Here is a 26,526-nt window from a genome sequence, read left to right as displayed (position 1 = left end):
TATGGGAGAGGATTATGGACTTTTATAAAGAATATCCAGCACACATTGTTTTCTTGCGCCGTACCTTTGCCGTAGTGGCTGGTGTTCTGGCGCTGCCGGTCATGCTGTTCTGGAAAGACCGTGCCCGTTTTTACAGCTACCTGCATCGCGTCTGGTCGAAAACCAGTGATAAGCCGGTGTGGATGGAGCAGGCTGAAAAAGCCACCTGCGATTTCTACTAAGTTACCGTTCAGGCTCAAAAAAACCGCCAACAGCAATGTGGCGGTTTTTTTATACGTCGCAGTCTACACTTACCTGTGTAACGGATAAGGAGTGGCGATGAGCAAGAGAGTTCCTGTTGGTGTCCGCGCCTGTCTGACCGCAGAAGCGAACGATAAATTTCTGTTTGACGAGAATACGCTGGTACGTATTTATGCCTTGCATGAATTGCACCGACTGCGCCAGAGCGGATTATCACGTGGCGCATTGATTGATTTTCACACCCGTTACAAGCTGGTGTTACTGGCACACTCCCAACCGGAGTATCGTGAGCTCGGCCCTTTTGTTGCCGCAATCCACGAATGGGCAAGCCTCGATGCTTTTTATACGGAGTACCGTTTACGGTTGATTCATCTGTTGTTTAATAACGCGACCCGACGCAACCATACCAATGTCCTGATGCATGTGCAGGGCTATTTCCGTAACCAGCTCAATCTTCGTCAACGTCAGGAACTGACCTCAATAATCGATAACTATCGACGTGAGATGCAGCCGCTGCTTGCGCCATTGATGCTCCTCCAACACTATATGACGGAGCACCCGAACAGCTGGTTGTCCGGGCAACGTTACTTTGAACTCTGGCCTGCGATTCTGCGTTTACACGGCAAAGCTTAATTTTTATTTGGGAGTTTTATGACCACTCATCTGGTCTGGTTTCGGCGAGATTTACGTTTGCATGACAATCTTGCGCTGGCAGCGGCATGTCGGGATCGTTCGGCACGGGTATTGGCGTTATATATTGCCACGCCCGCACAGTGGAAAGCGCATGATATGTCACCGCGTCAGGCGGCGTTTGTCGGCAAGCAGTTGAATGCGCTGCAAACGGCGCTGGCAGAAAAAGGCATCCCGCTGCTGGTTTATGACGTCGGGGATTTCACAGCCAGCGTAGAGATAGTCAAAAATGTCTGCGCACAGCATGACGTTAGCCGACTGTTTTATAACTATCAGTACGAAATCAACGAACGCCAGCGCGATGCTCAGGTTGAAAAATCATTATCGCAGGTGGTCTGTGAGGGTTTTGACGATAGCGTAATCCTGGCACCGGGCGCGGTAATGACCGGGAATCATGAGATGTATAAAGTCTTTACACCGTTTAAAAATGCCTGGCTGAAGCGGTTAAAAGACAGTATCCCGGAGTGTGTTGCGGCACCAAAAGCCCGCGAAAGCGGCGCAATTCCCCCCCCATCAACGCCAATTACGCTCAATTATCCACAGCAGGATTTTGATGTGGCGCTTTTCCCTGTAGAAGAAAAATCGGTTATCGCGCAATTACGTCAGTTTTGCCAGCAGGGCGCGGCAGAATATGAGCAACAACGTGATTTCCCGGCAAATGAAGGCACCAGCCGGTTGTCGGCAAGCCTTGCCACCGGTGGGTTATCACCGCGCCAGTGTCTGCACCGTTTGTTAGTCGAGCAACCGCAGGCGCTAGAGGGAGGCGCCGGGAGCGTTTGGCTAAACGAGCTCATCTGGCGCGAATTTTACCGCCATCTACTGACGTACTATCCTGCACTGTGTCGGCATCAGCCCTTTATTCGCTGGACTGATCGTGTGCAATGGCAAAATAGCGTGACGCATCTTCAGGCATGGCAGACGGGAAATACAGGGTATCCAATCGTAGATGCGGCGATGCGCCAGCTTAACGGCACAGGGTGGATGCATAATCGTTTACGCATGATCGCGGCTAGCTTTTTGGTGAAAGACCTGCTGATCGACTGGCGAAAAGGCGAGCAGTATTTTATGTCACAGCTGATCGACGGTGATCTGGCGGCGAATAATGGTGGCTGGCAGTGGGCTGCTTCTACCGGAACGGATGCTGCGCCGTATTTCCGTATTTTTAACCCCACCACGCAGGGGGAGAAATTCGACCGTGACGGTGATTTTATCCGCCAATGGGTACCGGAATTACGCGATGTACCGGGAAAAGCCATTCACGAACCGTGGCCGTGGGCGGAGAAAATGCAGGTGACACTCAACTATCCTCGTCCGATTGTCGATCATAAGCAGGCAAGGTTAGCCACGCTGGCAGCCTATGAGGCGGCGCATAAAGGGTAAAGGCATGGTGGATTTTGCGTAATACCTTCCAACAGAATGAACATGTTGCAGTCGGGTGATTTTAGCGCTGAAGCGTGCGCTCAGTACCGTGAATACCCTGCTGCACAAGTTTTCTCTCAGCAGTAAATTTCCGTCATCTGAATGAAAATGACGGAAATTAATGACAACGCCAACGACCTCCACCCCGCATGATGCGGTGTTTAAAACGTTTTTACATCATCCCGAAACTGCACGAGATTTTCTCGACATTCACCTGCCAGCTGAACTGCGGATGCTTTGCGATTTGAATTCGCTGCAACTGGAGTCAGAAAGCTTTATTGAAGCGGATTTACGTTCGCGCTACTCCGACGTGCTCTGGTCTTTGCACACACGCAACGGTGACGGTTATGTCTATGTGGTGATAGAGCATCAAAGTTCAGCCGAGCCACATATGGCTTTTCGTCTGTTGCGTTATGCGCTGGCGGCGATGCAGCGCCATCTGGACGCAGGGCACAAGGAACTGCCGCTGGTGATACCGATGCTGTTTTATCATGGCTGTCGAAGCCCGTACCCGTATTCACTATGCTGGTTGGATGCGTTCGCCGATCCTGTGGCGGCCCGGCAACTTTATGCCAACACATTTCCGCTGGTGGATATCACGGTGGTGCCGGATGACGAAATCATGGAGCACAGGCGAATGGCGTTGTTGGAACTGATGCAAAAGCATATCCGCCAGCGGGATTTGATAGGGTTGGTAGAACAGCTGGCCTCACTGATCCTTACTGGATGTGCTAATGACACACAGCTCCAGGCGATGTTTAATTACATTCTGCAATCCGGTGATGAATCTCGCTTCAATGAGTTTTTGCAAGAGATGGCGCAACGGATCCCCCAACACAAGGAGCGGCTGATGACTATTGCAGAACGGTTACGGTTAGATGGATTACAGGAAGGATTACAACAGGGGTTACAATAAGGTAAACACGAAGCCGCATTGCGTATAGCGCAAACTATGCTGGCGCAGGGAATAGATCGCGAAATGGTGTTACTGGTTACAGGTCTGTCTGAAGAGGATTTAGCGGCAAAGAATTCGTAACCTGCTGATAAATAACGGGCCCGAGTGATATTACATCGTCGGGCCCGTAAACTCAGGACTTTACCGCGAGAGGACGGTTTTTAAATTTGAGTGATTGATATAACCAAATCAACAGCACCAGCGCCACACAGGCCAGCGCGCCCCAGGTAATTTCGCTAAAGACATCAATATAGGCGTTGATGGAATAGTTGATGGCACCGGAAGCATCAAACGCGCCCTGTGATGTCTGGTCAGCAATCACGCCTGCCAGGTAGTTGGCAATGGCCCCGGAAAGCAGCATATAGATACCGGTTAATACGCCGGTTACCCCTGGGATCTCAATGCGTGTAATTTGTGACATGGCGACAGGGTCGATAAACAGCTCGGCGAATCCCATAACGGCCAGCCCTAAAACCATCAGCGGCATGGAGGAGTGCCCATATGCCGCGGACCAGCGGGCGCTTAAGGTCAGAATACAGAAACCAGCACTCATTAACCCCAGACCGAGAGCAAACTTACCCCAGATACGAACGGTACGATTGCCACTCACGCTTTCTTTGACCACCCAGGCCAGCACGATGCCGCACAACATGACGGCGAAGGCGTTTACCGACTGGAACATAGCAGTAGGGACTGAATATCCCATCACGTCGCGATTAACAAAGCGGTCGATATACAAGCTGATGGAGCTACCACCCTGCTGTGCAAAGGCCCAGAACAACAAGCTGAAGAAGGTCAGCGTGACGATAAGCCCCAGCTCTTTACGCTGTTTCTGCGTTTGTGCCTGACGGTAAATTTTTGCCAGAACAGCCAAACCAATGACGGTGGCGACAATCAGCGCGTACACGGACCACTCTTTCCAGAACAGGACGGTAATTAAAAGCGGTGCGGCGACCAGCAGAACCAGCAGCCAGGCCCAGTTCGGCAGAATGAGCGATTTGGCACACAGCACGGCTTTGTTGACGCCGGTGGTGTGAGCGAAATGACGATTCCCGCATAAGAAAATGACCAGCCCGGCCAGCATACCGATAGCGGCCAGCGCAAAGCCCATTGCCCAACTGTACTCTTCCTGCACATAGCCGCAGGCGATAGGGGCAATAATTGAACCAATGTTTCCGGCGGCATAGAGCAGAGAGAACCCGCCGTCACGGCGCGGATCTTCTGGTTTATACAATTCACCCAGCAGGCAACTGATGTTGGATTTAAACAAACCGTAGCCACAGACAATAATGGCCAGAGATAAATAGAGAAACGCCGGAGCCATTTCACTGGCGCCCAGGACCAGATGTCCTACTGCCATCAAAAATGCGCCAATCATTACCGCCATGCGGTTACCGAGCACTTTATCCGCCAGGTATCCCCCGAGAATAGGCGTGACATACACCAGCGAACAGTAAGCACTGAACAGTTCATACGCATGATTATCGTTGTACTTAAGCTGGTTAGTGAGATACAGGATCAGCAGTGCACGCATGCCATAAAAACTGAAGTATTCCCAAATTTGCAGCGCGACGACGTAATAAATCGCGCGCGGCTGAGATGCTTGTTTATTCATTATTTTCTCGAAGTAAATGCCTCACGACGGGAGGAATGTGCCGTGTGAGTGTGTTTCCTTAAAGTTGTAACTTTGATACAGATCTGATTATTTTTGCAATATGCTGTCTGATTGCATAAATATACATGAATAAAATCTCATGGTGGTAAGCAATTTACGTTTACAGGCCGCGTGATTGTTTCTTGATGTGTCAGCGAAATGGCTATCGACGAACGGAGATGAGGACGCTATTTTAACTGAAGCTGTGTTGCTGATTGGGCAGGCAGAATTTATGACAACGAGGACGATGATGAAAAACACCGAGCTGGAACAACTGATTAACGACAAGCTGAACAGCGCAGCCATAAGCGACTATGCACCGAATGGTTTGCAGGTTGAGGGCAAAGAAACGGTGCAAAAAATCGTGACCGGCGTAACCGCAAGCCAGGCATTACTGGATGAGGCTGTTCGCCTTGGGGCCGATGCGGTCATCGTTCATCATGGTTATTTCTGGAAAGGCGAATCTCCGGTTATTCGTGGCATGAAGCGCCGGCGTCTGAAAACGCTGCTGGAAAATGACATCAACCTGTATGGCTGGCATCTGCCGTTGGATGCCCACCCCGAACTGGGGAATAACGCACAGCTGGCCGCGCTATTGGGGATCACGGTGATGGGGGAGATAGAGCCTCTGGTACCGTGGGGGGAACTCTCCATGCCGGTTCCTGGGCTGGAACTGGCATCCTGGATTGAAGCGCGTCTGGGACGTAAACCGTTATGGTGCGGTGATACCGGGCCTGAAAACGTTCAGCGTGTTGCCTGGTGTACCGGGGGCGGTCAAAGTTTCATTGATAGCGCAGCCCGCTTTGGTGTTGATGCCTTTATTACCGGGGAAGTTTCTGAACAAACCATTCACTCTGCCCGCGAGCAGGGACTGCATTTCTATGCTGCCGGTCACCATGCTACCGAACGCGGCGGTATTCGTGCATTGAGCGAATGGCTGAATGAAAATACCGATCTGGATGTGACGTTCGTCGACATCCCTAACCCAGCCTGATAAAGAGGGACGAAAGTGCAGCGAGCACGTTGTTATCTGTTAGGTGAAACCGCGGTGGTTCTGGAGCTGGAACCGCCGATTACGCTGGCAACTCAGAAACGCATCTGGCGTCTGGCCCAGCGTCTGGCTGATGCTCCGAATGTACTTGAAGCCATTCCGGGGATGAACAATATCACGGTGATCCTGAATTCCCCGCAGACGCTGGCGCTGGATGCCATTGAACGCCTGCAACGTTGGTGGGAAGAGAGCGAGGCGATGGAGCCGGATTCGCGCTTTGTCGAAATCCCCGTTATCTATGGTGGCGAATACGGGCCCGATCTGGCCGAAGTCGCCCGGCACAGTGGTTTGAGCGACAAGCAGGTCGTTGAATTGCATGCGTCAGTTGATTATGTCGTCTGGTTTTTAGGGTTTCAGCCGGGATTTCCCTATCTTGGGAGCTTACCGGAACCATTGCATACACCAAGACGAGCCGAACCGCGCTTACTTGTTCCGGCAGGGGCGGTGGGGATCGGCGGGTCACAAACCGGTATCTACCCGATTGCAACGCCCGGCGGGTGGCAACTGATAGGACGTACCGCCGTTAAGCTTTTTGATCCGCAGCGCGAGGAGCCGATTCTGTTACGGGCTGGAGATACTGTACGTTTTGTCCCGCAGAAGGAGGGCGTATGTTAAACATCATTCGTGCTGGCCTGTACACCTCCGTACAGGATGGGGGGCGTCATGGCTTTCGTCAGTCAGGGATAAGTCACTGCGGCGCGTTGGACAAACCGGCATTGAACGTCGCTAATCTGCTGGTAGGAAATGATGCGAATGCTGCCGCGCTGGAAGTCACGTTGGGTCAGTTGGTGGTGGAGTTTGACGCGGATGGTTGGTTTGCCTTGACCGGCGCGGGATGCGAAGCGCATTTGGATCGTACTCCGGTATGGAGCGGTTGGCGGTTGCCGGTTAAAGCCGGACAACGCCTGTCATTAAAACACCCGCATCATGGTATGCGCAGCTACCTGGCGGTGGCGGGCGGTATTGATGTTCCCGACGTTATGGGATCGCGCAGTACCGATTTGAAAGTTGGTATTGGCGGGTTTGAAGGACGTTTGTTACGTGATGGCGATAAGTTGGCGATTGGCGTTTCAACACGACAATTCAATGGCCCACAAGGGGTAAAACAGTTGATGTGGGGCAACCACATTCGTGCGCTGCCCGGACCTGAATATCAGGAATTTGACGAGGCATCGCAGGCATCGTTCTGGCGATCGCCGTGGCGACTGAGCCCACAGAGTAACCGTATGGGGTATCGCCTGCAGGGGCAGCCACTGACACGCGCGACAGACCGCGAGATGTTGTCACACGGTTTGCTCCCCGGCGTGGTACAGGTCCCGCATAACGGGCAGCCAATTGTACTGATGAACGATGCCCAGACCACGGGCGGATATCCGCGTATCGCCTGTATCATCGAGGCGGATATGTATCACCTTGCGCAGATCCCTCTTGGACAACCGATTCACTTTGTTCAGTGCTCGCTGGAAGAGGCGTTGAAGGCGCGTCACGATCAGCAGCGCTATCTGGAACAATTAGCATGGCGACTTAACGATGAAAATTGATTTGAATGCAGATCTCGGCGAAGGCTGTGCGAACGACGCGATGCTGCTCCAACTGGTGTCATCGGCCAATATTGCCTGTGGGTTTCACGCCGGTGATGCGCAGACCATGCTCTTAAGCGTGCGCGAAGCGCTAAAAAATGGCGTGGCAATAGGCGCGCATCCGAGCTTTCCGGATCGGGAAAATTTTGGTCGTAGCGCCATGACCCTGCCTGTGGAAACGGTTTATGCGCAAACGCTGTATCAAATTGGTGCGCTGGCGACCATCACGCGCGCTGAGGGCGGCGTGATGCGTCATGTCAAACCGCACGGCATGCTTTATAACCAGGCCGCAAAAGATCCTGTGCTGGCCGATGCGATAGCCAGAGCGGTTTATGCCTGCGATCCGTCATTGATACTGGTAGGGCTGGCGGGAAGTGAGTTGATCCGTGCCGGAGAACATTATGGCCTGGTGACGCGTCAGGAGGTTTTTGCAGATCGGGGGTATCAGGCTGATGGTAGTCTGGTTCCGCGTAGTCAGCCAGGTGCACTGATCGAAGACGAAGAGCAGGCGCTGGCGCAAACGTTAGAAATGGTGCAGTCCGGGAGAGTAAAAAGTCACAGTGGAACATGGGCAAGCGTAACCGCGCAGACGGTATGCATTCACGGGGATGGTGAGCACGCACTCGCTTTTGCCCGTCGTTTGCGCAGCGCCTTTAATGCCTGCAATATTCAAATTAGCGCGTAAGTTTATTCATACAAAACAATAATATATTACACAACAACATAAGGGATTTAACTATGGGAGAGGCTATTTCTCTCTGGCCATTGACGGGTATCGCCGTCATCGTGGTCGGATTTCTTTTACGTTTTAACCCGGTATTGGTGGTTATCGTTGCCGGGATCGTCACCGGGCTGGCAGCGCATATGCCAATCGCCACTATTCTCGAAAAGCTGGGTGAAGGCTTTCTCAACACCCGCAACCTGCCGTTTATCCTGCTGATTCCGCTGGCAGTCATTGGTCTGCTGGAACGTCACGGTCTGAAAGAGCGTGCCCAGGCGTGGATCGCGAAAATCCGCAGCGCCACCAGTGGTCGTCTGCTCATTGTCTATCTGTTTATTCGTGAAGCGACCGCCGCGCTGGGCTTGACCAGCCTGGGTGGGCATCCTCAGATGGTACGTCCGTTATTAGCCCCGATGGCTGAAGGAGCAGCGGAGAAAAACCACGGGGAATTGCCGGGGGCCGTGCGTTATCGCCTGCGTGCAATGTCTGCGGCGACTGACAACGTTGGTCTGTTTTTCGGTGAAGACATCTTCGTTGCCTTTGGGGCAATCATTTTCATGCACAACTTTATGCTGGAGTCCGGTGGGATCCAGACCGAGCCACTGCATATTGCTTTGTGGGGGATCCCAACGGCAATTTGCGCCTTCTTGATCCACGGTACGCGCTTGTGGCGTCTGGATAACTATCTGCAGCGTGAGGTGGCGAAAGCCAATGCGGCAGCGAAAGGAGCAGCGCAATGAATTTTCAGCAAAGCTATCTCTACTGGCTGGCGGGTGCGGTACTGTTGATTGTGGCGGTGATGTCATGGCAGGACAAAGCGAACCCACGCCGTCTGAGCACGGGGCTGTTTTGGGGACTGTATGGTGTGCTGTTCCTGCTTGGCGACTGGACGTACTCGCTGTTTGGCGACAAACGTACGGTACATATTGCGGTCGGCATTGCGGTGGTCGTCCTGGCGCTGATTGCCGGGTTTGGCGGCGTGAAGCTGGGCAGCTACCATCAGCGTACACAACAACAGCGTGAAGAAAGCGCCAGTCGACTGGGTAATCGCCTGTTTTTCCCGGCGCTGGCTATTCCGGTGGTGACCGTTATCGGTGTACTGATGTTTAATCATATTCCGGGCTTGCAGGATGCGCTGTTTGGGCCAGGGAATCACGCCACACTGGTCACGCTCTTTTCGATGACCGCAGGTTCGCTGATTGGTCTGGCAATGGCGATAAAAATGACCCATGAGCGTGTCCATCAGCCCATTCAGGAAGCCCGTCGTCTGCTGGACTCCATCGGTTGGGCGTTCATCCTGCCGCAAATTCTGGCGACGCTCGGGCTGCTGTTTACGGCTGCAGGGGTGGGCAGCGGCATTTCATACCTGACCCAGGAATACCTCGCGGTAGATAGCCGTTTTATCGCCGTGGCGGTGTACACCATCGGCATGGCATTGCTGACCATGGTGATGGGCAATGCGTTTGCTGCTTTCCCGATTGTGACCGCCGGAATCGGTATTCCGATTCTTGTGTTGCAGCATGGTGGTAATCCCGCGGTGATGGCGGCTATTGGCATGTTCTCCGGTTATTGCGGAACCTTAATGACGCCGATGGCAGCGAACTTTAACATCGTGCCTGCAGCCCTGCTGGAGTTACCGGATAAAAATGCCGTGATTAAAGCGCAGGTGCCAACCGGCATACTGTTGTTGCTGGTTAACGTGTTCCTGATGTATTTCCTGATGTTCTTGTAAGGGGGAAGGATGAAAACGGTCTTAATCACCGGATTTGAACCCTTTGGCGGCGAGTCAGTTAACCCTTCCTGGGAAGTGGTCTCCGGGCTCGACAATGCTATCATCGCCGGGTGCCGCGTCGTTGCGCGTCAGCTACCGTGTGTGTTTGGCGAGTCTCTGGCCGTACTTAATGCCGCGATTGACGCGCTGTCACCGTCGTTGGTGCTGGCGGTGGGGCAGGCAGGAGGTCGTACCGATATTACCGTTGAGCGTGTGGCGATCAACGTGGACGATGCGCGTATCGCGGACAATCAAGGTCAACAACCGGTAGATGTGCCGATTGTCGCCGAGGGCCCGGCAGCATGGTTTAGCACGCTGCCGATCAAAGCGATGGTTATGGCGATGCGCAACGCGGGAATTCCGGCCTCGGTTTCCCAGACCGCTGGCACTTTCGTGTGTAACCACGTGATGTATGGCCTGCTGCATAAACTACGCGACGCCCCGGCAGTGAAGGGCGGTTTTATCCATATTCCTTATCTGCCACAACAGGCCGCCGCGCACCCCGGAGCGCCAAGTATGGCGAGCGAAACGGTGCGCCGGGCGCTGGAAATTGCCATTGACACTGCATTGCAGGTGGACAGCGATATTGCGGTGACGGGCGGTGCAACACACTAACAAAGGACAGTATTATGCCTGAAGGCCCGGAGATCCGCCGCGCGGCGGATAACCTGGAGGCGGCAGTCAAAGGCAAACCCCTGACGGATGTCTGGTTTGCCTTTGAGCAGTTAAAACCGTATCAATCCCAACTCATCGGGCAGAGTGTTACCCAGCTTGAAACGCGGGGGAAAGCCTTGCTGACCCATTTTTCCAATGGCCTGACGCTGTACAGCCACAATCAGCTTTACGGCGTGTGGCGAGTGGTCGATACCGGCAACATTCCGCAAACCACGCGGGTGCTGCGCATCAGGCTGCAAACAGAGGATAAAACTATCCTGCTGTATAGCGCGTCTGATATCGAGATGCTGACGCCAGAGCAGCTTATCACCCATCCGTTCCTGCAGCGGGTTGGGCCTGACGTACTGGATGTACGTTTAACGCCCGATGACGTTAAAGCACGTCTGCTTTCATCCCGTTTTCGTAATCGCCAGTTTTCCGGTCTGTTGTTGGATCAGGCATTTCTCGCGGGATTAGGTAACTATCTGCGGGTAGAAATTCTCTGGCAGGTGGGGTTGACCGGGCAACATAAAGCGTCACAGATTAGCGATGAACAGTTGGATGCACTGGCGCATGCGCTGCTTGATATTCCTCGTCTGTCCTACAACACCCGTGGGCTGGCGGATGAGAACAAGCATCACGGGGCGCTGTTTCGCTTTAAGGTTTTTCACCGGGACGGAGAAGCCTGTGAGCGCTGTGGTGGGATCATCGAGAAAACGACACTTTCCTCGCGACCGTTTTACTGGTGTCCGGGCTGCCAGCATTAGGTAGGCTGTCTTGGCGCATGCGCTGAGATAAACCGCGCCACCGCCGGACCGGTCAATAAGATACTGAACAGCCGCAGGGTTTGCATTGCCATGATTAGCGCCATATCGGCGTGGCTGCCTGCGGCAATTACCGCGACGGAATCCACGCCACCTGGGCTGGTCGCCAGATAGGCGGTGAGAAAATCGATTTGCATGTAATGCGCCAGACCCCAGGCCATAGCGGCGCAGATCGCCATCAGTGAAAAAATGGACAACAGGATCTGCGGCAAAGGGCGCAGCGCCATTAAAAAGATCTGCTTGTCAAAACCCAGGCCGATTTGCCAGCCGATGGCCATATACGCTATCGCCAGTAGCCATTCCGGCAGTTCGATTACCATCACACCACCTGCGTTCAGCAATGCCCCCGCCAGCATCGGCAGCAACATGACGCCAGAGGGAATACGCAGTAAGCGCCCGGCTATACCGGCAACTGCGGCCAGCAGTATGGTGCTCAACAGATTAATACTCAGCGGTGGAAACCAGACGATTTGCTGACCTACCGTTTGTGCCTGATCGCCCATGACAAATCGGGTTACCAGCGCGGCAGCGCCGACCACCAACAGTACCCGCAGATACTGCATAAAGGCAACCAGGCGGATGTCAGCGCCATAATCCTGCGCCATCGCAACCATCGCGGCTGCCCCACCAGGTGATGAACCCCACGCGCCGGTGTTCCCTGGCAGCTTGCTGTAGCGAACCAGCAGCCAGCCGATTACCGCGCTGCTAATGAGGGTTACCAGCAGGATGACAATTACCATCGGCCAGTGTACCGCAAGCGTGGTTAAAATAGATCCTGTGAGGTTTTGCGCAATCATACAGCCGAGAACGGCCTGCGCGGCAAGAAATGTGCAGCGGGGAGGGTGCAGGGAGATCCCGCGCATACTGAAAATGATACCGACGATCATCGAACCGAGCAGCAAGGGTCCTGGGAGATGTATCAACAGGAAGAACAGGGAAAGAAGGAGCGATAGCAGAAACAACAGGCTCCACTGTAAAACAGGCATCCCATGCTCCTGAGTTAAATGACGGAATTCTCAGTAAATCATAGAGAAAGCGTGATGAGAATAAAATAATGTGGATCAATAAAAACAGGCCGGACTCTGGCTTCAACGCCTTGTCCGGCCTGGGAGAGTTGATTGCTGTAAGCCGGACAGGCGCTAACGCTATCCGGCAGACAATTAACGCTTAATATCAGACTTAAAATCACGCTTGTCGTAGCCGGTGTACAGCTGACGTGGACGCGCGATCTTCATGCCATCGGTGTGCATTTCGTTCCAGTGCGCAATCCAGCCAACGGTGCGCGCCATGGCGAAGATAACGGTGAACATAGAAGACGGAATACCCATCGCTTTCAGGATGATGCCGGAGTAGAAGTCGACGTTCGGGTAGAGTTTCTTCTCGATGAAGTACGGGTCGTTGAGCGCAATATGCTCAAGCTCCATGGCCACTTCCAGCAGATCGTCTTTGGTGCCCAGCTCTTTCAGCACTTCGTGACAGGTTTCACGCATCACGGTGGCGCGCGGGTCATAGTTTTTATAAACACGGTGACCAAAGCCCATCAGGCGGAAAGAATCATTCTTGTCTTTCGCGCGGCGAACAAATTCCGGAATGTGTTTAACGGAGCTGATTTCTTCCAGCATTTTCAGCGCAGCTTCGTTTGCGCCGCCGTGCGCCGGTCCCCACAGGGAAGCAATACCGGCAGCGATGCAGGCAAACGGGTTAGCGCCAGAAGAACCCGCGGTACGTACGGTAGATGTTGAGGCGTTCTGTTCGTGGTCGGCGTGCAGGATCAGGATACGGTCCATGGCGCGTTCCAGAATCGGATTCACTTCGTATTTTTCGCACGGCGTGGAGAACATCATGTTCAGGAAGTTACCGGCGTAGGAGAGGTCGTTACGCGGGTATACGAACGGCTGTCCGATGGAGTATTTGTAGCACATCGCGGCCATGGTCGGCATTTTGGACAGCAGACGGAAAGCGGCGATTTCGCGGTGACGCGGATTATTCACATCCAGCGAATCGTGGTAGAACGCAGCCAGCGCCCCGGTTACACCGCACATAACGGCCATCGGGTGAGAGTCGCGGCGGAAACCGTGGAACAGACGAGTGATCTGCTCGTGGATCATGGTATGGCGAGTGACCGTGGTTTTGAACTCGTCGTACTCTTCCTGTGACGGTTTTTCACCGTATAGCAGGATATAACACACTTCCAGATAGTTGGACTCGGTCGCCAACTGGTCAATCGGGAAGCCGCGATGCAGCAAAATACCTTCGTCACCATCGATGAACGTAATTTTGGATTCGCAGGATGCGGTAGAGGTGAAACCTGGGTCAAAAGTGAACATCCCTTTTGAACCGAGACTACGAATATCAATAACATCTTGACCGAGCGTACCTTTCAGCACATCCAGTTCAATAGCAGCGTCACCATTTAGAGTGATTTTTGCTTTAGTATCAGCCATTTACGGTCTCCTTAGCGCCTTATTGCTTAAGACTGCCGGAACTCACATTTGCCTTCGTACATCAATGAACCGTTACCAGTTTGTTATTTGGCTCGCCGCTCTGCGAAAGAGGGGATGACCTGGGTACAGAGCTATGGGCGCTTGCAGGTAAAACGGTTTTTTCATGGCGAATAAACTGCAAATCAAGAACTTAGCAATCCGAATTATTAAACCTGTCTATCACTAATAACTGTCCTGACGGTATTGGTCAATACTTCCACACTGTTGCATAACTAAATCTCCGGTGAAAGAGTGACCCCATAACTTTTACGCATTATATGCTTTTTCTGGTGTCGTTTGTAACAACTTTGTTTAATGATTGTCAAATCAGATGATTAAAAATTAAAATAATGTTGTTATCGTGACCTATGTCACTGTTCGGGATAAAACCCGACAAACTATATGTAGGTTAATTGTAATGATTTTGTGAACGTCCTATACTGCCGCCAGGTCTCCGGAATACCCTGCAATCCCGAGCCAACCAGCGTTGTAACGTGTCGTTTTAGCATCTGGAAGCAGTGTTTTATATGACGCGTAGTTATAGTAAGGACGCTGTCTGACCCGCACGCAGACCGGAGGAAGGAAATCCCGTCGTCTTTCAGGCTACAGGTGTCTTCATCTTCTGTACCCGAAGTCCAAAGGGAATAATAAGAACAGCATGTGGGCGTTATTCATGATAAGAAATGTGAAAAAACAAAGACCTGTCAATCTGGATCTACAAACGATCCGGTTCCCAATCACGGCGATAGCGTCCATTCTCCATCGCGTATCCGGAGTGATCACCTTCGTGGCGGTCGGGATTCTGTTGTGGTTATTGGGTACCAGCCTTTCCTCCCCTGAAGGTTTCCTCACCGCGTCATCCATTATGAATAACTTCTTTGTGGAGTTAATTCTGTGGGGGATCCTGATTGCGCTGGCCTATCACGCCGTTATGGGCATTCGCCATCTGTTAATGGATTTTGGCTATATCGAAGAAACCCTCGAAGCAGGGACACGCTCCGCCAAAATTTGTTTCGTTATTATTGTCGTGCTTTCACTTCTCGCAGGAGTCCTCGTATGGTAAGCAACGCCTCCGCATTAGGACGCAATGGCGTACATGACTTCATTCTGGTTCGTGCTACCGCTATCGTTCTGACGTTATACATCATCTATATGGTCGGCTTCTTCGCCACCAGCGGCGAGCTGACGTTTGAAATCTGGACCGGTTTCTTCTCATCGGCATTCACCAAAGTCTTCACCCTGCTGGCACTTTTCTCCATCTTGATTCATGCCTGGATCGGCATGTGGCAGGTGTTGACCGACTACGTTAAACCTCTGGCTGTGCGCCTGATTCTGCAACTGGCTATCGTCGTTGCGCTGGTGGTTTACGTCATTTATGGATTTGTTGTGGTGTGGGGTGTGTAATGAAACTGCCAGTCAGAGAATTTGATGCTGTTGTGATTGGTGCCGGCGGCGCAGGTATGCGCGCGGCGCTGCAAATTTCCCAGAGCGGTCAGACCTGTGCACTGCTCTCCAAAGTGTTCCCAACCCGTTCCCATACCGTATCTGCGCAGGGTGGCATCACCGTGGCGCTCGGTAATACCCATGAAGATAACTGGGAATGGCACATGTACGACACTGTCAAAGGGTCGGACTACATTGGTGACCAGGACGCTATTGAATATATGTGTAAAACCGGTCCGGAAGCGATTCTGGAGCTGGATCACATGGGGCTGCCGTTCTCTCGCCTCGATAATGGCACCATTTATCAACGTCCGTTTGGCGGCCAGTCGAAGAACTTCGGCGGTGAGCAGGCGGCACGTACCGCAGCGGCGGCAGACCGTACCGGTCATGCGCTGTTGCACACGCTGTACCAGCAGAACCTGAAAAACCACACCACCATCTTCTCCGAGTGGTATGCGCTGGATCTGGTAAAAAATGCTGATGGCGCGATTGTCGGTTGTACCGCGCTGTGTATCGAAACCGGTGAAGTGGTTTACTTCAAAGCCCGCGCCACCGTGCTGGCGACCGGCGGTGCTGGCCGTATTTATCAGTCCACTACTAATGCCCACATCAACACCGGTGACGGCGTGGGTATGGCTATCCGCGCCGGTGTTCCGGTGCAGGATATGGAGATGTGGCAGTTCCACCCAACCGGTATCGCCGGCGCGGGTGTTCTGGTAACAGAGGGTTGCCGTGGTGAAGGTGGCTACCTGCTGAACAAACACGGCGAGCGCTTTATGGAGCGTTATGCGCCGAACGCGAAAGACCTGGCGGGTCGTGACGTGGTGGCGCGTTCCATCATGATCGAAATCCGTGAAGGTCGCGGTTGCGACGGCCCATGGGGTCCGCACGCCAAGCTGAAACTCGACCACCTGGGTAAAGAAGTACTGGAATCCCGTCTGCCGGGCATTCTCGAACTGTCTCGCACCTTCGCTCACGTTGATCCGGTGAAAGAGCCGATCCCGGTTATCCCAACCTGCCACTATATGATGGGCGGTATTCCGACCAAAGTCACCGGCCAGGCGTTGACCGTAAACGAGCAGGGCGAAGATGTGGTGATCCCTGGGCTGTTCGCAGTAGGTGAAATTGCCTGCGTATCCGTTCACGGCGCCAACCGCCTGGGCGGCAACTCGCTGCTGGACCTGGTGGTGTTTGGTCGTGCGGTGGGTTTGCATCTGCAAGAATCTATCGCCGAGCAGGGTGACCTGCTGGATGCGACCGAAGATGAAATCGATGCTTCTCTGGCGCGTCTGAACCGCTGGAACGGTAACCGCAACGGTGAAGACCCGGTGGCCATTCGCAAAGCGCTGCAAGAATGTATGCAGCATAACTTCTCGGTATTCCGCGAAGGCGATGCGATGGCGAAAGGTCTGGAAGAGCTGAAAGCGATTCGCGAGCGTCTGAAAAATGCCCGTCTGGACGATACCTCCAGCGAGTTCAACACCCAGCGCGTTGAGTGCCTGGAGCTGGACAACCTGATGGAGACCGCGTACGCCACCGCAGTATCTGCAAACTTCCGTACTGAAAGCCGTGGCGCGCATAGCCGCTTCGACTTCCCGGAACGTGATGATGAAAACTGGCTGTGCCATTCCCTGTACCTGCCAGAATCGGAATCCATGACACGACGTCAGGTCAATATGGAACCGAAGCTGCGCCCGGCATTCCCGCCGAAGATTCGTACTTATTAATGCGGAGACAGGACAATGAAACTCGAGTTTTCAGTTTATCGCTATAACCCGGATGTTGACGACGCTCCGCACATGCAGGATTACACCCTGGAGGCGGAAGAAGGGCGCGACATGATGCTGCTGGATGCGTTGATGCAGCTGAAAGAAAAAGATCCGTCGCTGTCGTTTCGTCGCTCCTGCCGTGAAGGGGTCTGCGGCTCCGACGGTCTGAACATGAACGGTAAAAATGGACTGGCCTGTATCACACCTATTTCTGCGCTGAATCAGCCGGGCAAGAAAATTGTCATTCGCCCGCTGCCGGGCTTACCGGTTGTGCGCGATTTGGTGGTAGACATGGGGCAATTCTACGCACAGTATGAGAAGATTAAACCTTACTTGTTGAATAATGGGAAAAATCCGCCGGCTCGTGAGCATTTACAAATGCCTGAGCAGCGTGAGAAGCTCGATGGGCTGTATGAATGTATTTTGTGTGCATGCTGCTCAACGTCTTGCCCGTCATTCTGGTGGAATCCGGACAAGTTTATTGGCCCGGCAGGCCTGCTGGCCGCGTATCGCTTCTTAATTGATAGCCGCGATACCGAGACCGACAGCCGCCTGGAAGGTTTAAGTGACGCTTTCAGCGTATTCCGCTGCCATAGCATCATGAACTGCGTCAGCGTATGTCCTAAAGGGCTGAACCCGACGCGCGCCATCGGCCATATTAAGTCGATGCTGCTCAAACGTAGTGCATAAATAGTTGTTGTTGCCGGGGAAGTGATTCCCCGGTAGTGCAGGAAACCTCTAAAAACTGCCACATTGATAGCAATAATCGTAGCCTGAACAGCGACGATTATTAGACAGTTTTTAAAGGTTCCTTAGCGGACGCAGAAAACACGACAGTCCGCAACAAGTGAACCCCGGCACGCACATCGGTGTGCGTGGTAGTATCCACGGCGAAATACTCGTCATAGATCACGTTGCATGTGCGTTGGCTGCACTTGCTCACCCCGGTCACTTACTGGATGTAAGCTCCCAGGGATTCGCAAGCTTGCCGCCTTCCTGAAACGTGATCTATTTAGAGTATTAAATAAGCAGAAAAGATGCTTAAGGGATCACGATGCAGAACAGCGCTTTGAAAGCCTGGTTGGACTCTTCTTACCTCTCTGGTTCTAACCAGAGCTGGATAGAACAGCTCTATGAAGACTTCTTAACCGACCCTGACTCGGTAGATGCTAACTGGCGTTCGACGTTCCAGCAGTTACCTGGTACCGGAGTCAAACCGGATCAACTCCACTCAAAAACACGTGATTATTTCCGTCGGCAGGCGTTGATTACCCCACGTTACTCTTCTTCTATTTCCGACCCTGATGCCAATGTGAAGCAGGTTAAAGTCCTGCAGCTCATTAACGCCTACCGTTTCCGCGGTCATCAGCATGCGAATCTCGATCCGCTGGGACTGTGGCAGCAAGAAAATGTGGCCGATCTGGATCCGTCCTTCCACGATCTGACCGATGCGGATTTCCAGGAAAGCTTTAACGTAGGTTCTTTTGCCGGCGGCAAAGACACGATGAAGCTGAGCGACCTGGTTGTCGCGCTGAAACAAACTTACTGCGGCCCGATTGGCGCCGAGTATATGCACATCACCAGCACCGAAGAAAAACGCTGGCTTCAACAGCGTATTGAGTCTGGCCGTGCCGCGTTCAGTAGTGAAGAGAAGAAACGCTTCCTCAGCGAACTGACGGCAGCGGAAGGTCTGGAACGCTACCTGGGTGCGAAGTTCCCGGGCGCAAAACGCTTCTCGCTGGAAGGTGGAGATGCGTTAATCCCAATGCTCAAAGAGATGATCCGCCACGCCGGTAACAGCGGTACCCGTGAAGTGGTGCTGGGTATGGCGCACCGTGGTCGTCTGAACGTTCTGGTTAACGTACTGGGCAAACGCCCGCAGGAACTGTTCGACGAATTTGCGGGTAAACATAAAGAACACCTCGGCACCGGTGACGTGAAGTACCACATGGGCTTCTCGTCTGATATCGAAACCGAAGGCGGTCTGGTACACCTGGCGCTGGCGTTTAACCCGTCGCACCTGGAAATCGTTAGCCCGGTGGTTATCGGTTCCGTGCGTGCACGTCTGGATCGTCTGGACGAGCCGAGCAGTAATAAAGTCCTGCCAATCACCATTCACGGTGACGCGGCAGTTACCGGGCAGGGCGTGGTTCAGGAAACCCTGAACATGTCGAAAGCGCGTGGTTACGAAGTGGGCGGTACCGTGCGTATCGTCATCAACAACCAGGTGGGCTTCACCACGTCTAACCCGCTGGATGCGCGTTCTACCCCGTACTGCACCGACATCGGTAAGATGGTTCAGGCGCCGATTTTCCACGTTAATGCGGATGACCCGGAAGCGGTCGCTTTCGTGACGCGTCTGGCGCTGGATTTCCGTAACACCTTCAAACGCGATGTGTTCATCGATCTGGTGTGCTACCGCCGTCACGGCCACAACGAAGCCGACGAGCCGAGCGCAACTCAGCCGCTGATGTATCAAAAAATCAAAAAGCATCCGACCCCGCGTAAAATCTACGCTGACAAGCTGGAAGCGGACAAAGTCGCCACGCTGGAAGATGCGACCGAAATGGTCAATCTGTATCGTGACGCACTGGATGCTGGCGAATGCGTGGTGAAAGAGTGGCGTCCAATGAACATGCACTCCTTCACCTGGTCGCCATACCTCAACCACGAGTGGGACGAAAACTACCCGAACAAGGTTGAAATGAAGCGTCTGCAGGAGCTGGCAAAACGCATCAGCACCGTGCCTGAAGCCGTTGAAATGCAGTCGCGCGTCGCCAAAATTTACGGTGACCGTCAGGCCATGGCCGCAGGCGAGAAGCTGTTCGACTGGGGTGGCGCAGAGAATCTGGCTTATGCCACGCTGGTTGACGAAGGCATTCCGGTACGTTTATCGGGTGAAGACTCCGGTCGCGGAACCTTCTTCCACCGCCACGCGGTGATTCATAACCAGGCGAACGGTTCAACCTACACGCCGCTGCAGCATGTGCATAACGGCCAGGGCACGTTCCGCGTATGGGACTCCGTGCTGTCTGAAGAAGCGGTACTGGCGTTCGAGTATGGTTATGCCACGGCAGAGCCACGCACGCTGACCATCTGGGAAGCGCAGTTCGGCGACTTTGCCAACGGTGCGCAGGTGGTTATCGACCAGTTCATCTCTTCCGGCGAGCAGAAGTGGGGCCGTATGTGCGGTCTGGTTATGCTGCTGCCGCACGGCTATGAAGGTCAGGGTCCGGAGCACTCCTCTGCACGTCTGGAACGTTATCTGCAACTTTGCGCTGAGCAAAACATGCAGGTTTGCGTCCCGTCCACCCCGGCACAGGTTTACCACATGCTGCGTCGTCAGGCGCTGCGTGGGATGCGTCGTCCGCTGGTGGTGATGTCACCGAAGTCGCTGCTGCGTCATCCGCTGGCAGTGTCTACGCTGGACGAACTGGCAAATGGCACCTTCCTGCCAGCCATTGGCGAAGTCGATGAACTTGATCCGAAAGGCGTGAAGCGTGTCGTGATGTGTTCTGGTAAGGTTTATTACGACCTGCTGGAGCAACGCCGCAAGAATGGCCAAAAAGATGTTGCCATTGTGCGCATCGAACAGCTCTATCCGTTCCCGCATAAAGCGGTGCAGGAAGCGCTGAAACCGTTTGCTCATGTACATGATTTTGTCTGGTGCCAGGAAGAGCCGCTCAACCAGGGCGCATGGTACTGCAGCCAGCATCATTTCCGTGAAGTAATTCCATTTGGGTCAGCTCTGCGTTATGCAGGTCGCCCGGCCTCTGCCTCTCCGGCAGTAGGGTATATGTCCGTTCACCAGAAGCAGCAACAAGATCTGGTTAATGACGCGCTGAACGTCGATTAAATAAAGGATAAATAATGAGTAGCGTAGATATTCTTGTTCCCGACCTGCCTGAATCCGTAGCGGATGCAACGGTTGCAACCTGGCACAAAAAACCGGGCGATGCAGTACGTCGTGATGAAGTACTGGTAGAAATCGAAACTGACAAAGTGGTACTGGAAGTACCGGCATCAGCGGACGGTATTCTTGATGCGGTTCTGGAAGATGAAGGGACAACCGTCACTTCTCGCCAGATCCTTGGTCGCCTGCGTGAAGGCAACAGCACCGGTAAAGAAACCAGCGCTAAGTCTGAAGAAAAAGATTCTACTCCGGCACAGCGCCAGCAGGCGTCTCTTGCTGAGCAGAACAACGATGCCCTGAGTCCGGCGATCCGTCGCCTGCTGGGTGAGCATAACCTCGAAGCCAGCGCTATCAACGGCACTGGCGTCGGCGGTCGTATTACGCGTGAAGATGTTGAAAAGCATCTGGCTAAAGCACCGGCGGCGAAAGCCGAAGCCAAAGCGCCGGCCGCTGCGCCTGCGCCACAGGCTCAACTGGGCGCGCGTGGTGAAAAACGTGTTCCGATGACCCGTCTGCGCAAACGCGTAGCTGAGCGTCTGCTGGAAGCGAAAAATTCCACCGCCATGCTGACCACGTTTAACGAAGTCAACATGAAGCCAATCATGGACCTGCGTAAGCAATACGGTGATGCGTTCGAGAAACGCCACGGTATCCGTCTGGGCTTTATGTCTTTCTACGTGAAAGCGGTTGTTGAAGCGCTGAAACGCTATCCGGAAGTGAACGCGTCCATCGACGGCGATGACGTGGTTTATCACAACTACTTTGATGTCAGCATGGCGGTCTCCACGCCACGTGGTCTGGTAACGCCGGTCCTGCGCGATGTGGATCTGCTGGGTATGGCAGACATCGAGAAAAATATTAAAGAACTGGCAGTCAAAGGTCGCGACGGCAAGCTGACGGTTGAAGATCTGACGGGCGGTAACTTCACCATCACTAACGGTGGTGTGTTCGGTTCCCTGATGTCCACGCCGATCATCAACCCACCGCAGAGCGCTATCCTGGGTATGCATGCCATCAAAGACAGGCCGATGGCGGTAGACGGCAAGGTTGAAATCCTGCCGATGATGTATCTGGCGCTGTCTTATGACCACCGTCTGATCGATGGTCGTGAGTCAGTAGGCTTCCTGGTAACCATTAAAGAGTTGCTGGAAGATCCAACGCGTCTGCTGCTGGACGTGTAGTTAATAAGAGTATCACCTTCCCCGTAGGTCTGGATGCTTATCAGACCTACGGGTAAAAGATAACGATTACCTGAAGGATGGACAGAACACATGAACTTACATGAATATCAGGCAAAACAACTTTTTGCCCGCTATGGCTTACCGGCACCGGTGGGTTATGCCTGTACTACTCCGCGTGAAGCAGAAGAAGCCGCTTCAAAAATCGGCGCTGGCCCGTGGGTAGTGAAATGTCAGGTTCACGCTGGTGGCCGCGGTAAAGCGGGCGGTGTGAAGGTTGTGAACAGCAAAGAAGACATTCGCGCTTTTGCTGAACACTGGCTGGGTAAACGTCTGGTTACTTACCAGACAGACGCCCATGGTCAACCGGTAAATCAGATTCTGGTTGAAGCAGCGACCGACATCGGTAAAGAACTTTACCTCGGCGCAGTGGTTGACCGTAGCTCCCGTCGCGTGGTCTTCATGGCCTCTACCGAAGGCGGCGTGGAAATCGAAAAAGTAGCGGAAGAGACCCCGCATCTGATCCACAAAGTGGCACTCGATCCGCTGGCAGGCCCAATGCCTTACCAGGGACGTGAGCTGGCGTTCAAACTGGGTCTGGAAGGTAAACAGGTTCAGCAGTTCACCAAGATCTTCATGGGTCTGGCGACTATCTTCCTGGAGCGCGACCTGGCGCTGATCGAAATCAACCCGCTGGTTGTCACCAAACAGGGTGACCTGATCTGCCTCGACGGCAAACTGGGCGCTGACGGCAACGCGCTGTTCCGCCAGGCTGACCTGCGCGAAATGCGCGACCAGTCTCAGGAAGATCCGCGTGAAGCGCAGGCTGCGCAGTGGGAACTGAACTACGTAGCGCTCGACGGCAACATCGGTTGTATGGTTAACGGTGCGGGCCTGGCAATGGGTACCATGGACATTGTTAAGCTGCACGGTGGCGAACCGGCTAACTTCCTTGACGTGGGCGGCGGTGCGACCAAAGAGCGTGTAACCGAAGCGTTCAAAATTATCCTCTCTGATGACAATGTTAAAGCAGTACTGGTTAACATCTTCGGCGGTATCGTACGTTGCGACCTGATCGCTGACGGTATCATCGGCGCGGTAGCAGAAGTAGGTGTAAACGTTCCGGTCGTGGTGCGTCTGGAAGGTAACAACGCTGAACTCGGCGCGAAAAAACTGGCTGATAGCGGCCTGAATATTATTGCAGCGAAAAGTCTGACGGATGCAGCTCAGCAGGTTGTTGCCGCAGTGGAGGGGAAATAATGTCAGTTTTAATTAATAAAGATACCAAGGTTATCTGCCAGGGCTTCACCGGTAGCCAGGGGACATTCCACTCCGAACAAGCGATTGCTTACGGTACGCAGATGGTTGGCGGCGTAACGCCAGGTAAAGGCGGCACCACGCACCTGGGCCTGCCGGTGTTCAACACCGTGCGTGAAGCTGTAGAAGCGACGGGCGCAACCGCCACCGTTATCTACGTTCCGGCACCGTTCTGCAAAGATTCCATTCTGGAAGCAATCGATGCTGGTATCAAACTGATTATCACCATCACCGAAGGTATCCCAACGCTGGATATGCTGACCGTGAAAGTGAAGCTGGATGAAGCTGGCGTGCGCATGATCGGCCCGAACTGCCCAGGCGTTATCACCCCGGGCGAATGTAAAATCGGCATCATGCCGGGCCACATTCACAAGCCGGGCAAAGTGGGCATCGTTTCCCGTTCCGGTACCCTGACCTATGAAGCAGTTAAGCAGACTACCGACTACGGTTTCGGCCAGTCTACCTGTGTAGGCATCGGCGGCGACCCGATCCCGGGCTCTAACTTCATCGACATCCTGAAGCTGTTCCAGGAAGATCCGCAGACTGAAGCGATCGTCATGATCGGTGAGATCGGCGGTAGCGCGGAAGAAGAAGCGGCTGCGTACATTAAAGATCACGTGACCAAGCCGGTGGTTGGCTACATCGCGGGCGTCACCGCGCCGAAAGGTAAGCGTATGGGTCACGCTGGTGCCATCATCGCCGGCGGTAAAGGTACAGCGGATGAGAAATTCGCGGCTCTTGAAGCTGCAGGCGTGAGAACCGTTCGCAGCCTGGCCGATATCGGCGAAGCACTGAAAACCGTTATTAAGTAAGCCATAAAAATACAGCCCTGACTTTCTGCATGGTCAAGGGCTGGTCTAATTTCGACATGGTTGGCCATCTGATGATGGCCTTTTTTATTTTCTGTCATCCCGCATCATGCAATTTGATCACAATCATCTTCACAAATGAGATTATTTTTTGCGGCGAGCATCATTCTTTCTTTTGCCTGGATTTTGCATATTACCGCCTTTAGTCATATTAAGGTTGGAGGATGGCGTGTCGCTGAAAATTCAGGATGATTACTTACCATGTTTTTTCTCTATAGCAGAAGTCTTCTCCAATGCGACGGGGTTAGCAACGGTAGTCGTTGATGTTACAGGCAGAGCTCTCTCTGATTGCCATAATTTTAATTTATTCTGTAAGCTGATGAGAGCGAATAAACGCTACAGTGTTGGTTGCCAAACGTGCGATAAACAGTGTGTTTTTGAGGCACTGAAACAGTGTAAGCCCAGAATATTCAACTGCCACGCAGGGCTAAGTCTGTTCTCCATACCATTAATTTATGAGGGGAATCTGCATGGTTTTATTATCTGTGGTCAGGTTCGGGCTAAGTACCAGGAATATAAAACCATCATTGTTGAAGATGAATCACGATGGATGTGTGATCCTCAAATAAAAGCCGAGTGGGATCAGCTTGTTGCGGTTGATAATAATACGTTGGTGGCATCGGCTAATTTATTGCATTTTATTATTAACAATTTTGAGGTGCAAAAAAAACAATCTGAAGTGGTATTCGATAAACCGGCAAGTAACGTCCGGCACTATTTAACGGAGCTTTCTCGTCATGAGAAAAAACTACTGGCGGCACTGCGTTATATTGATGATAACCTGTATAGTGACTTATCTCTGGAGTCTGTGGCGGCACATGTCTGTTTAAGTGCAAATTATTTCAGCCGATTTTTTAAGAAGCGCCAGGGCGTTAACTTTAAAACATGGGTGAGTCAGAAAAAAATGCAAAAGGCGGGGGAGTTATTACACGATCCGGTTCATTCAATAGACAGTATCGCCCGGAAACTTCAGTACGCACAAACCAGCTATTTTTGTCGCGTTTTCCGGGCGGCGCATCAAACATCACCCCAGTCTTTTCGTCACGCCAGACTCTCGCAGTAAAGATGTTCAGGGAGGTCGATAGCGGCAGGAATAAAAGACAGACGATCGCTCAGCGTGACGACATCGCCAATGACGATCAGTGCAGGCGGCGTAATGTTGGCTTCCTGCGCATTGCTCAGTAACGAGCCGAGGGTACAGGTCAGCCGGCGCTGATTCTCCCGGGTCGCGGACATGATGATGGCCGCGGGCGTCTCCGCCGGTTTCCCACCCATCAACAGTTCTTCACAAATAAACGCCAGATTCGCAATACCCATAACGATAACCAATGTACCGTTAAGTTTCGCCAGTTGACGCCAGTCCTGCTGCTGGTTGCCTTCGCGTGTATGACCGGTCACCACGTGAAAACCAGAGGCGTAATCGCGATGTGTTACCGGGATCCCGGCACAGGTTAATCCCCCAATGGTTGAACTGATACCGGGGACGACTTCAAAAGGGATCCCCGGCTCAATAAGCCCTTCAACTTCTTCGGCCCCACGACCAAATACGTAGGGATCGCCACCTTTTAAGCGCACGATATTGTGATGCGTCTGGGCATACTGAACGAGAAGCGCGTTGATTTCATCCTGTGGCACACAATGAAATCCCGGATTCTTACCGACATTGATAAGCTCACAGTCAGCGGATGCCCATTCCAGAATCTTAGGATTGACCAACCTGTCGTAAATAATGACATCTGCTTGTTTAATGCACATCACTGCTTTGAGGGTGAGTAATGAAATATCACCGGGACCTGCGCCAACGAGCCAGACCTTTCCGAAAGTTTTCACATTGTGTCCTTTATCACGTCTAACAAAAAAAGGCAGAACCACTCCGGAGAATGATTAAAAGCAGTCGTTTGCCTGTAAGTTATAACGCTGAATTTTCCTAAATTATCACAAGGATAATATTGATTAATCTCGCAAAGTTTTTTCCACAATAAACAAGATGACTTG

At 52.9% G+C, this 26,526-nt stretch carries 24 protein-coding genes and 1 pseudogene; 21 read left to right on the top strand and 4 right to left on the bottom strand.

What is annotated here, in order from left to right; all coding sequences use genetic code 11:
* Nucleotides 1–14: 14 nt before the first annotated feature.
* The 4 genes and pseudogenes from HV041_RS13685 to HV041_RS13670 all read left to right on the top strand — a co-directional run bounded on the left by HV041_RS13685 (nt 15) and on the right by HV041_RS13670 (nt 3,385).
* Nucleotides 15–221, top strand: coding sequence for a YbfA family protein (locus HV041_RS13685; protein ID WP_003022870.1), 207 nt, complete (start codon nt 15–17; stop codon nt 219–221).
* A gap of 97 nt (nt 222–318) precedes the next feature.
* Nucleotides 319–873 (top strand): DUF1722 domain-containing protein, encoded by a 555-nt coding sequence (locus HV041_RS13680; RefSeq protein WP_048212269.1) that lies wholly within the window; start codon nt 319–321, stop codon nt 871–873.
* 18 nt (nt 874–891) lie between these two features.
* On the top strand, nt 892–2,310 hold the full coding sequence (gene phrB, locus HV041_RS13675; RefSeq protein ID WP_048212268.1) for a deoxyribodipyrimidine photo-lyase: 1,419 nt from the start codon (nt 892–894) through the stop codon (nt 2,308–2,310).
* Nucleotides 2,311–2,470: 160 nt separating this feature from the next.
* A pseudogene (locus tag HV041_RS13670) lies at nt 2,471–3,385 on the top strand (Rpn family recombination-promoting nuclease/putative transposase).
* Between the two features lie 52 nt (nt 3,386–3,437).
* Here the strand turns inward: HV041_RS13670 and dtpD are convergent.
* Nucleotides 3,438–4,919, bottom strand: coding sequence for a dipeptide permease DtpD (gene dtpD / locus HV041_RS13665; RefSeq protein ID WP_121584369.1), 1,482 nt, complete (start codon nt 4,917–4,919; stop codon nt 3,438–3,440).
* Between the two features lie 289 nt (nt 4,920–5,208).
* Between dtpD and ybgI the strand changes: the two genes are divergently transcribed.
* From ybgI to nei, 8 genes are read left to right on the top strand one after another with little or no spacing between them, the layout of a single operon-like run.
* Entirely contained in the window at nt 5,209–5,952 is a 744-nt protein-coding gene (gene ybgI / locus HV041_RS13660; RefSeq protein ID WP_101742420.1) for a radiation resistance protein YbgI, read from the top strand.
* A gap of 15 nt (nt 5,953–5,967) precedes the next feature.
* Nucleotides 5,968–6,624, top strand: a complete 657-nt coding sequence (gene pxpB / locus HV041_RS13655) for a 5-oxoprolinase subunit PxpB (RefSeq protein ID WP_048212264.1) — start codon at nt 5,968–5,970, stop codon at nt 6,622–6,624.
* On the top strand, nt 6,618–7,550 hold the full coding sequence (pxpC, locus tag HV041_RS13650; protein WP_061067535.1) for a 5-oxoprolinase subunit PxpC: 933 nt from the start codon (nt 6,618–6,620) through the stop codon (nt 7,548–7,550). Before pxpB ends, pxpC begins: the two co-directional genes overlap by 7 nt.
* Complete coding sequence (gene pxpA, locus HV041_RS13645) at nt 7,540–8,274, top strand: 5-oxoprolinase subunit PxpA (protein WP_048212262.1); 735 nt, start codon at nt 7,540–7,542, stop codon at nt 8,272–8,274. The genes pxpC and pxpA overlap by 11 nt, the downstream gene beginning before the upstream one ends.
* Before the next feature lie 53 nt (nt 8,275–8,327).
* A complete protein-coding gene (locus HV041_RS13640; protein ID WP_005122560.1) occupies nt 8,328–9,050 on the top strand; it encodes a DUF969 domain-containing protein in 723 nt (240 codons plus the stop codon).
* Entirely contained in the window at nt 9,047–10,042 is a 996-nt protein-coding gene (locus HV041_RS13635; protein ID WP_048212260.1) for a DUF979 domain-containing protein, read from the top strand. The genes HV041_RS13640 and HV041_RS13635 overlap by 4 nt, the downstream gene beginning before the upstream one ends.
* A 9-nt stretch (nt 10,043–10,051) precedes the next feature.
* Complete coding sequence (gene pcp, locus HV041_RS13630; RefSeq protein ID WP_115600763.1) at nt 10,052–10,696, top strand: pyroglutamyl-peptidase I; 645 nt, start codon at nt 10,052–10,054, stop codon at nt 10,694–10,696.
* Between the two features lie 14 nt (nt 10,697–10,710).
* Complete coding sequence (gene nei / locus HV041_RS13625) at nt 10,711–11,502, top strand: endonuclease VIII (RefSeq protein ID WP_121584370.1); 792 nt, start codon at nt 10,711–10,713, stop codon at nt 11,500–11,502.
* On the opposite strand, the gene HV041_RS13620 is transcribed toward nei, so the two are convergent.
* Entirely contained in the window at nt 11,499–12,545 is a 1,047-nt protein-coding gene (locus HV041_RS13620; RefSeq protein ID WP_121584371.1) for an AbrB family transcriptional regulator, read from the bottom strand. The two genes, nei and HV041_RS13620, sit on opposite strands and share 4 nt — an antisense overlap.
* A 174-nt stretch (nt 12,546–12,719) precedes the next feature.
* Nucleotides 12,720–14,003, bottom strand: coding sequence for a citrate synthase (locus tag HV041_RS13615; protein ID WP_048212256.1), 1,284 nt, complete (start codon nt 14,001–14,003; stop codon nt 12,720–12,722).
* Nucleotides 14,004–14,700: 697 nt separating this feature from the next.
* Between HV041_RS13615 and sdhC the strand changes: the two genes are divergently transcribed.
* The 9 genes from sdhC (at nt 14,701) to HV041_RS13570 (ending at nt 25,594) form a co-directional block, all read left to right on the top strand.
* Nucleotides 14,701–15,105, top strand: a complete 405-nt coding sequence (sdhC, locus tag HV041_RS13610; protein ID WP_003831406.1) for a succinate dehydrogenase cytochrome b556 subunit — start codon at nt 14,701–14,703, stop codon at nt 15,103–15,105.
* Nucleotides 15,099–15,446, top strand: a complete 348-nt coding sequence (gene sdhD / locus HV041_RS13605) for a succinate dehydrogenase membrane anchor subunit (RefSeq protein WP_061067540.1) — start codon at nt 15,099–15,101, stop codon at nt 15,444–15,446. Before sdhC ends, sdhD begins: the two co-directional genes overlap by 7 nt.
* A complete protein-coding gene (gene sdhA / locus HV041_RS13600) occupies nt 15,446–17,212 on the top strand; it encodes a succinate dehydrogenase flavoprotein subunit (protein WP_003022919.1) in 1,767 nt (588 codons plus the stop codon). The genes sdhD and sdhA overlap by 1 nt, the downstream gene beginning before the upstream one ends.
* A 15-nt stretch (nt 17,213–17,227) precedes the next feature.
* Nucleotides 17,228–17,944: a succinate dehydrogenase iron-sulfur subunit SdhB gene (sdhB, locus tag HV041_RS13595; protein ID WP_032948848.1), complete on the top strand. Its 717-nt coding sequence runs from the start codon at nt 17,228–17,230 to the stop codon at nt 17,942–17,944.
* A gap of 364 nt (nt 17,945–18,308) precedes the next feature.
* A complete protein-coding gene (sucA, locus tag HV041_RS13590; RefSeq protein ID WP_048212254.1) occupies nt 18,309–21,110 on the top strand; it encodes a 2-oxoglutarate dehydrogenase E1 component in 2,802 nt (933 codons plus the stop codon).
* 14 nt (nt 21,111–21,124) lie between these two features.
* The gene (odhB, locus tag HV041_RS13585; protein WP_003022925.1) at nt 21,125–22,348 is read left to right on the top strand and encodes a 2-oxoglutarate dehydrogenase complex dihydrolipoyllysine-residue succinyltransferase; all 1,224 of its coding nucleotides are present in this window, start codon (nt 21,125–21,127) and stop codon (nt 22,346–22,348) included.
* A gap of 90 nt (nt 22,349–22,438) precedes the next feature.
* The gene (gene sucC / locus HV041_RS13580) at nt 22,439–23,605 is read left to right on the top strand and encodes an ADP-forming succinate--CoA ligase subunit beta (protein WP_003022927.1); all 1,167 of its coding nucleotides are present in this window, start codon (nt 22,439–22,441) and stop codon (nt 23,603–23,605) included.
* Nucleotides 23,605–24,474, top strand: a complete 870-nt coding sequence (sucD, locus tag HV041_RS13575; RefSeq protein ID WP_121584372.1) for a succinate--CoA ligase subunit alpha — start codon at nt 23,605–23,607, stop codon at nt 24,472–24,474. Before sucC ends, sucD begins: the two co-directional genes overlap by 1 nt.
* 226 nt (nt 24,475–24,700) lie before the next feature.
* Nucleotides 24,701–25,594, top strand: coding sequence for a PocR ligand-binding domain-containing protein (locus HV041_RS13570; RefSeq protein WP_121584373.1), 894 nt, complete (start codon nt 24,701–24,703; stop codon nt 25,592–25,594).
* Here the strand turns inward: HV041_RS13570 and cobA are convergent.
* Entirely contained in the window at nt 25,573–26,361 is a 789-nt protein-coding gene (gene cobA / locus HV041_RS13565) for a uroporphyrinogen-III C-methyltransferase (RefSeq protein ID WP_048212251.1), read from the bottom strand. The two genes, HV041_RS13570 and cobA, sit on opposite strands and share 22 nt — an antisense overlap.
* Nucleotides 26,362–26,526: the final 165 nt, after the last annotated feature.

Origin of the sequence: Citrobacter sp. RHBSTW-00029 (genome assembly GCF_014104295.1) — a bacterium.
Classification (GTDB): Bacteria; Pseudomonadota; Gammaproteobacteria; order Enterobacterales; family Enterobacteriaceae; genus Citrobacter; species Citrobacter youngae.
The sequence above is the reverse complement of the archived record's forward strand: the minus strand, read 5'-3'. Positions and strand labels throughout refer to the sequence as shown.